Annotated in this window: 6 protein-coding genes; all 6 read right to left on the bottom strand. The window is 67.6% G+C overall.

Annotated elements, in window-relative coordinates; all coding sequences use genetic code 11:
- Window positions 1-620 precede the first annotated feature (620 nt).
- Window positions 621-1781: a hypothetical protein gene (locus RMN86_RS04525; RefSeq protein ID WP_309604643.1), complete on the bottom strand. Its 1161-nt coding sequence runs from the start codon at window positions 1779-1781 to the stop codon at window positions 621-623.
- Window positions 1757-2488, bottom strand: a complete 732-nt coding sequence (pdeM, locus tag RMN86_RS04520) for a ligase-associated DNA damage response endonuclease PdeM (RefSeq protein WP_309604642.1) — start codon at window positions 2486-2488, stop codon at window positions 1757-1759. The genes RMN86_RS04525 and pdeM overlap by 25 nt, the downstream gene beginning before the upstream one ends.
- Complete coding sequence (locus RMN86_RS04515; RefSeq protein ID WP_309604641.1) at window positions 2485-4992, bottom strand: ligase-associated DNA damage response DEXH box helicase; 2508 nt, start codon at window positions 4990-4992, stop codon at window positions 2485-2487. The genes pdeM and RMN86_RS04515 overlap by 4 nt, the downstream gene beginning before the upstream one ends.
- Window positions 4993-5001: 9 nt before the next feature.
- Window positions 5002-5424, bottom strand: coding sequence for a type II toxin-antitoxin system VapC family toxin (locus RMN86_RS04510; RefSeq protein WP_309604640.1), 423 nt, complete (start codon window positions 5422-5424; stop codon window positions 5002-5004).
- On the bottom strand, window positions 5421-5669 hold the full coding sequence (locus tag RMN86_RS04505) for a type II toxin-antitoxin system Phd/YefM family antitoxin (RefSeq protein WP_309604639.1): 249 nt from the start codon (window positions 5667-5669) through the stop codon (window positions 5421-5423). Before RMN86_RS04505 ends, RMN86_RS04510 begins: the two co-directional genes overlap by 4 nt.
- A 97-nt stretch (window positions 5670-5766) precedes the next feature.
- A partial coding sequence (locus tag RMN86_RS04500; protein WP_309604638.1) for a phytanoyl-CoA dioxygenase family protein occupies window positions 5767-6399 on the bottom strand: 633 nt, incomplete at its 5' end.

Genomic DNA, 6399 nt, shown 5'->3' with positions numbered 1-6399 from the left:
TTGAGAAGAAGCAGCGATCGAAGGCGTTGAAGAAGGGCAGCCACCGGTCCGTGCCCAGCGCCGCCTCGGCCGCCGCCCCGAACGCCACGCCCAGCCGATAGGCGCAATCGGCCATGTCGGAGAGCTGTCGGCTGCGGGGATCGGGGCTGGTCATGATTAGGAACAAAACTAGAACACACGAAGCCAGTTGTCAAGGCCGGGCGGCGGAAAATCGTCGATGTCCGCTCATGGCCCGGCGGTGATCCTGGCGGGCAGGTCGTCGACCTCGATGGTGGCGTCGCGATCGTGGGCGTCGCGGACCTCGGTGCGCTTGCCGAACAGGGCGTCGGCCTCTTCGAACACCAGAGCGGCGCCGTCACGCGCGGCGGCGGCGAACAGCGCGTCCAGGGCGTTCGACGCTCAAATTGACCCAACTGAAGCTCGTCATGGCGCGGCTTGTGAGCCTGCCCCGGGGATCGCCGCGGCCACCGAGCGATCCGCAGCGGCGCCGCCGGGATCCGTCCGCCTTGACGGTGATCATGGGTCCCCCGGACAAGCCGGGGGATGACGATCAAGACGGAGAGGCGGTTGCGCCAGCTCAGCCGACGAACAGCGCCGGCGCGGAGGCAGGCGGGCCCCGATCACTTTGCGCCGTTGGCGGCCGTTTCCTGGAGCCGGGCGCCGCGGAGGATGCCTTCCATGGCGTAGTTCCCCTCGTGGCAGGCGTATTCATAGATCTGCCCTTTGGCGGGCTTGAAGGCATACTCGCCCGACCAGGCTCGCGTGTAGTGCACGGGATCGTCGACCGTGAACTGATAGAGCAGCTCGCCTTTGGCGATCCGCGTAAAGCGTTCGGTGACCGTGCCCTGCGCCGACACGGGCGTCAGCGTCCGCCCCTCCTGGATGGGGTTCACGTTCCTGGTCTCGGTGACCAGGGTGTCGCCGTCCCACCAGGCCACCGTGTCGCCCAGCCAGGGCCGGATCCCGGCGGGCAGGTGCGACGCACGGGCCTTTTCAGCGGAGGCGAAGATCGGGGCGATCCGGACGTCGTGGTTCATCTCCAGGTCGATCACGAAATAGCCCGGCGTAACCACGAAGCTGTAGTTGTTGTTGTAGATCGCGTTGAGCATGACCGGCCCGCCGGCGTCGCTCTGCGCGATCAGGCAACGCTCGCGCAGCGGAAGATCCTCCGGACCCACGTACCCGCCTCGTCCGGATTGATACTCGGCCCCGTCGCGGATCGTCAGGGCCAGGCTTTTCGCGCGATCGCGGAAGGGCATCTTCCCATCGGCGGGGCTGGTGATGAAGGAGGACCGCGCTTCGCCACGGACGCGCATCAGCCCGTCGCCGGAATCGATCCAGTAGGAATTGTACCCGGCCGTGGCGTCCTCGTCCTTGAAGGCGCCTTTGCTGAGATCCGAGCGCCGGTTCGCCACATCGAGACGCGCGGTCGTCGCCTTCGCCACCGCGTCGGCCCGGTCCTTGGGGACGACAAGCTGAGTAAACGTCGCCGGTCGCTCAAGCCGCGTCACGCTCGCGTTCGTCCAGACCCCGTCGAAATTGCGCGCCAGGGCCTTGGGCAAGGCGGGTTGGGGTGCGGCGGGTTGCTGAGAGAGGGCCGGGCCGGCGAGAAGCACGGCCAGCATGGCGGCCGCGGATATAGCGCCTCTTGTCATCCGATCATCCTCCTCAGCCTTCCCGCCGTCGCTTCCTGCCAGCCTTCGCGAAGCCTCAGGCGTCATCAATCTGTCCCAAGCCGCGATCGATTGCCAGCCGCTCAGTCCCCCGCGAGCGAGCGCCAACCCACCGCGTGCACGCAGCTCGCGCCCACAGCGCCGACGATGGGCGGCCGCGTGAATAGGCCCGCGAAGGCCGCGTCGCGGACGTTGAGGCCCCCGGCGTAGGCGCCGAAGGCCGGCAGGATCATCCGTTCGGCGTCGGTGATGAAGCACCGCCGGCGCACGCTGCCGCGCGTGGCCTTGACCCGGGCCGCGGGATGCAGGTGGCCCGAGATCTCGCCCGGCTGGGACCCCGCGCGCGGCTCGTGGCGCAGGATGAGGCCGCGGAGCAACAGCTCATCGGCGATGTCGCCGGGCAGGGCGCGAGGTCCGTCGGCGTCGTGGTTGCCGACCACCCAGATCAGGGTCCGGCCCCTGGCCAAGGCCCGCAGCCGCTCGGCGTCGTCGGCCGCCAGCCGGTCCTCCGAGGTCCGGTCGTGGAAGGTGTCGCCCAGCAGGATCACCGTCGCCGGCGCCAGGGCCTCGACTTCGGCGGCCAGCCGCCGCAGCGTTTCGCGGGTGTCGTAGGGCGGCAGCATCTGGCCGCGGGCGGCATAGGACGAGCCCTTCTCCAGGTGCAGGTCGGCGACCACCAGCGTCCGTTCGGCGGCGAGCCACAGGGCCCCGGAACAGCGCAGCATCACCTGGGCCGCGCCGATCCGCGTCAACAGCGAGCCGCAGGCCGCCTGGGCGTAGTCGTAGGCGAAGGGTCGGGCGGTCACGTCGTTCACTGCATGGCCTCGGCGATCAGGTCGTCGGCGGCTTCGCGCAGGATCATCTCACCCGCCTGTCCCGGTGAGCGTTCCTTGCCGATCTCCAGCAGGATCGGCACCGAGAACGGCGACAGGTGCTCGAGCGGCGCGTGGCGGATCCGCCCCCTGATCCGCGCCAGCATCTGGCCCAGCCGCGCCACATCGATCAGCCCGGTCGCCGCGTCATCGCGCGCGCAACGCAGCAGCAGGTGATCCGGCTGGTGGCGGCGCAGCACATCGTAGATCAGGTCGGTTGAGAAGGTGATCTGGCGCCCCGACTTCTGCTGCTCCCCCGGAAACCGCCGCTCGATCAGGCCCGAGATGATCGCGCAGCCCTTGAAGGCGCGCTTCATCATGAAGCTTTCGGCGAGCCAGGCTTCCAGGTCGTCGCCCAGCATGTCCTGGTCGAACAGGGTGGCGAAGTCGAGGCGGTCCATCGGGTTCAGCGCCCAGATAGCCATCGCGTAGTCGTTGCAGACGAAGCCCAGCGGCGCGGCGCCCGCGCGCTCAAGCCGGCGGGTCAGCAACATCGCCAGGGTGGTGTGCGCCAGGCGTCCCTCGAAGGGATAGCAGACCATGAACTGGCGCTTTCCCCGGGCGAAGGTCTCCAGCAGCATCTCGTCTTCGCCCGGAATGATCGAGCGGTCGCGCTGGGCCTCCAGCCATTCGCGGACGTCATCGGGCAGCACCGTCCAGTGATCCTGGTCGCACATCAGCTGGCGCACCCGCTTGGCCAGATAGGTGGAGAGCGCGAACTTCGAGCCGCCCCAGGATGGCATCTTGGGATCGGCGCCCGGCGCTGGCTGGACCAGCACGTCGAGATTGGTCACGCCGATCAGCCGCCAAACCTGGCCGGCGAAGACGAAGGTCTCGCCGGGCTCGAGCATTTCCAGCATGCCCTCCTCGACCTCGCCGATCTTGCGACCGCCTCTCCCGCCGCGCATAGCGATTCTGACCGACAGCATGGCCGGCGAGATGATCGCCCCGACGTTCAGCCGGTGGCGTTGCGCGGTCTCCGGATTGCGCACCCGCCAAAGCCCGTCCTGGCCCTTCACGATGCGGCGGAACCTGTCGTAGGTCTTCAGCGCATAGCCGCCGGTGGAGACGAAATCGACGACCTGCTCGAAGTCCTCCCATGTCAGGTCGCGATAGGGGCCCGCCGTGCGGATCTCGGCGTAGAGCCGGAGCAGGTCGAAGGGCTCGGAGCAGGCGCAGCCCATCACGTGCTGGGCCAGCACATCCAGCGCGCCGACGCGGGGCGGGTCGCCGTCCAGTTTGTTCTCGGCGATGGCCTCGCGGGCGGCCTGGCATTCCAGCATCTCGAACCGGTTGGCGGGGACAAAGATCGCGCGGCTGGGCTCGTCCAGCCGGTGATTGGCGCGGCCGATCCGCTGCACCATCCGCGAGGCGCCCTTGGGGCTGGCCAGCTGGATCACCAGGTCCACGTCGCCCCAGTCGATGCCGAGGTCCAGCGTCGAGGTGCAGACCACCGCGCGAAGCTCGCCGCGCGCCATCGCCGCCTCGACCTTGCGCCGCTGTTCGGCCGCCAGGCTGCCGTGGTGCAGCGCGATCGGCAGGTTGTCCTCGTTGAGCTTCCACAGTTCCTGGAACGCGAATTCCGCCTGGAAGCGGGTGTTGACGAACACCAGCGCCGTCTTGCTCTTGCGAATGACGTCATAGACCTCGGCCATCGCGTGCTGCGCCGTATGCCCCGACCACGGCACGCGGCCCTGCGACAACAGCACCTCGACGATGGGCGCCGCGCCGGCGGGACCCCGGATCAGGTCGACGGTGAGGTTTCCAGCGGGGGAGGCGAGGTCGTCAGCGATCACGTTCAGCGGTTTTGGGTGGTTGGCCATCCAGGCCTTGATCACCTGCGGATCGTCGACCGTGGCCGACAGTCCGACGCGTCGCAGTCTCGGCGCGAAGGTGGCGATGCGGGCAAGGTCCAGCGCCAGCAGGTCGCCGCGTTTCGACGCGTGCAGGGTGTGGATCTCGTCGAGGATCACGCACTCCAGGTTCTCGAAATAGAGCCTGGCGCCCTCCCAGGCGCAGAGCAGGGCCAGCTGTTCGGGCGTGGTCAGCAGGATGTCCGGTGGCTTCACCCGCTGCCGTTGCCGCCGTGAGATCCCGGTGTCGCCGGTGCGGCTCTCGGCCACGACGGGGAGGCCCATCTGCAGGATCGGGGCGCCCAGGTTGCGCTCCACGTCCACCGCCAGCGCCTTCAGCGGCGAGATGTAGAGCGTGTGCAGGCTTCGCGGCCCGTTGGCGGGCGGCCGCGCGGCAAGCTGGATCAGGCTGGGCAGGAACCCCGCCAGCGTCTTGCCGCCGCCGGTCGGCGCGATCAGCAGGGCGTCGCGACCCGCCCGCGCCCGCTCGATCATCGCCAGCTGATGGGCGCGCGGGCTCCAGCCCCGCTGGGCGAACCAGTCGGCGAACCGGGGCGGCAGGAGATCGGCGGCTGAACCTGACGCGTCAGCCATCGCGGGCCTTCAGGTTTCAGCCCAAGGCGATAGGAATTTGCAACCGCTCGTCTCGAAGTGCCGGACGTTTCGGGTGATGACCGTCAGGTCGTGAACGAGCGCTGTCGCGGCGATAAGCTCGTCAATCGCACCGACAATCTTTCCGTCACGCCGAAGCGCGAGCTTCACCGCAGCCCAGACGCTGGCGACCTTGAAGTCGATTGGCAAGACCCGCGGACCAAAGACGACCAGGCCTTCCGCAAGCCAGGCTTCGATGGCCGCCCGCCTGGCGCCTCGCGGAACGGCAAGCACGCCGTACTGCAACTCGCCGATCGAAATGACGCTGGTATGCAGGTCAGAGGCGTCCTGCGCCTGAATCCAGGCCATGTAGCCCTCATTGGGGCGTGGCTTCTGGGGCTCGCTCAGGGCGTTTGTATCGAGCAGAAAACTCAAAACTCAACGTCCCGGGACGGCGTCTGGTCGCGCGTAAGATCAATGCCCTCCAGGCTTGGGACTGAAAGCAGAAACGCCTTGAAATCTCGCGACTGAACCGTCGGCGTCATCGCGTCGAACTGTGCCTTTGAGAGGACAACGGCGGTCTCTTTGCCCCTCACGCTGACGGTTTGAGGACCCTGATCGACCGCCCGCCGCACCACTTCGGAAAATTGATCTCTGGCCTTTGCAAGAGTCCAGGTCATGCGTCCCTCCAGATGGCTATCTGATATAGCCATATAGCACGGGTCGCGGCCGCGGAAAAGCAATAGTTCCTGCTTTGTTCGACTCTTTCGCCAGTCCTCACGCCCGCGCCGGATTTTCCAGCCGGCTCATCCACCAGTCGGCGTCGAAGGTCGGATCGCCGCTGAGATGCCGCCACAGCTTGATGCGGTTCACATATTCCAGCCGGCCAGTGTCCTGCTCGAACCAGGGTTCCGGCGTCATCAGCAGGCTCTCCACGGTCTCCGGCTGCGGGCTCTTGACGAAGAAGATCGGCCGCTGCGCCGGTTCGGCCGGCAGGGTGGCCATGTCCCAGCGCCGCACCTGCGGCGCCGAGGGGTTCATGCGGATCTTGAACATGGTCCGCGTGCGGTCTGAGTGGTTGACCCCGCCGCCATGCCAGATGCCGTTGTGCAGGAACAGCAGCGTCCCGGCCTCGCAGACCATGTGCTGCTGGCCGACGATGTTCTGATATCGCCCGAGCGCCACCTCGCTGACCTTGCGCAGGTGGGTGCCGGGGTTGAACCGCGTCCCGCCAATCGGCCGCGTCTCGACGTGCGGATAGTACATGATCTGCAGGTCGAACCCCTGCGACGGGTCGATGGTGGAATCCTGGTGGGTGTGCTGGGAGACATGTTCACCGCCGCCGGCTTCGTAGTAGGCGGGCGGGAAGGTCACATGCAGGAAGTGATGGTCGAAGATCGGATCCGGGCC

The organism is Phenylobacterium sp., assembly GCF_031360265.1.
Taxonomy (GTDB): domain Bacteria; phylum Pseudomonadota; class Alphaproteobacteria; order Caulobacterales; family Caulobacteraceae; genus Phenylobacterium.
The sequence above is the reverse complement of the archived record's forward strand: the minus strand, read 5'-3'. Positions and strand labels throughout refer to the sequence as shown.

Excerpts from the sequence above, each read along its gene's own strand:
- RMN86_RS04515 (WP_309604641.1), bottom strand. The coding sequence starts at position 4,992 with ATGGCTGACGCGTCAGGTTCAGCCGCCGATCTCCTGCCGCCCCGGTTC.
- RMN86_RS04505 (WP_309604639.1), bottom strand. The coding sequence starts at position 5,669 with ATGACCTGGACTCTTGCAAAGGCCAGAGATCAATTTTCCGAAGTGGTG.